This window comes from Paenalcaligenes sp. DL 309 (genome assembly GCF_057475285.1).
This window is the reverse complement of record NZ_JBYBKW010000035.1, coordinates 1-1,097: the sequence shown is the minus strand read 5'-3', so window position 1 is coordinate 1,097 and position 1,097 is coordinate 1. Positions and strand designations below refer to the sequence as shown.

Sequence of the window (1,097 nt, the reverse complement as noted above, 5' to 3'; positions counted from 1 at the left end):
TTATTTCCTACTCTTTGGTCTGCAGCTGCTGAATCGCATTAGCGTGTTCCCGCTCTAACTCCTGTTTCAATTCTTCTTCCGTAGGTAAGTAAGGCAGGTACTTGGCGGAAAACAATTGCTTTTTATCGGCTAAGACCGAGTACTTAACCACTGCTTCACTCTTTTCACTACATAGCACTAAGCCAATGGTTGGATTATCGTCATCGCCTTTGTGCTGCTCATCATAAAGACGTACATACGTATCCATCTGTCCTCCATCTTGATGTTTTAACTTACCTAACTTCAGATCGACTAATAAGAAACACTTCAACTTAAAGTTGTAAAATACCAAATCAATATAAAAGTCTTCATCATCAAAGCGAATACGTTGTTGACGCTCTACAAACGCAAAGCCCTTACCTAGCTCCAGTAAGAACTGCTGGATATTACTAATGATGGCCTGCTCTAGCTCACTTTCTTGGTAGGTTTTATCTTGTAGATTTAGAAAATCTAAGATGTAAGGATCACGCAAGTAGTCGTGAACGCTTTCTGCTAAAGCCTCTGTCTGTGTTTTCGCCTCTTGTTCGACTAAGGCTTTATCTTTGCTAGCTAATAAGCGTTCGTAATAGAGTTTGCTGATCTGTCTTTCCAAAGCTCGTACGCTCCAATTTTGCGTGACGGCTTCTTGCTGATACCAATCACGAGCGCTCGCACTTTCTACGCGAGATAACGCATTGTAATGAGACCAACTCAATTCGAGAGACACTGTCTCCCGAATTGGAAAAGCCAAGTAAAAACGACGCATATTGCGTAAGTTCGTTACATCAAAACCTTTACCTAATCGCTTACTAAGTGCAGTAGATAGCTGTTTTAATTGTTGTGCCCCATACTCTGCACGCTCTTGTCCTTGCTGTTCCTGCTCAACAATGATTTCCCCAATCTGCCAATAGCTTTGCACCATGGCTTGGTTAACCGCATAACGAACCTCACCACGCGCTTGCTCAATAATCTGCGCAATGGGCTCTATTAAACTTGTTAATTGACCCGGTTCAACCCCACTCCCCACTTTCTTTTCATCATTCATCTTTATCCTCACATTTTTTCGTTTATTAATTGTA

General features: G+C 41.8%; 1 protein-coding gene. It reads right to left on the bottom strand.

Going from position 1 to position 1,097, the window contains the following annotated elements; all coding sequences use genetic code 11:
- Window positions 1-7: 7 nt before the first annotated feature.
- Window positions 8-1,063 carry a PDDEXK nuclease domain-containing protein gene (locus AC2UZJ_RS12500; protein ID WP_486950453.1) on the bottom strand — a complete coding sequence of 352 codons (1,056 nt, stop codon included), beginning with the start codon at window positions 1,061-1,063 and terminating at the stop codon, window positions 8-10.
- Window positions 1,064-1,097 lie beyond the last annotated feature (34 nt).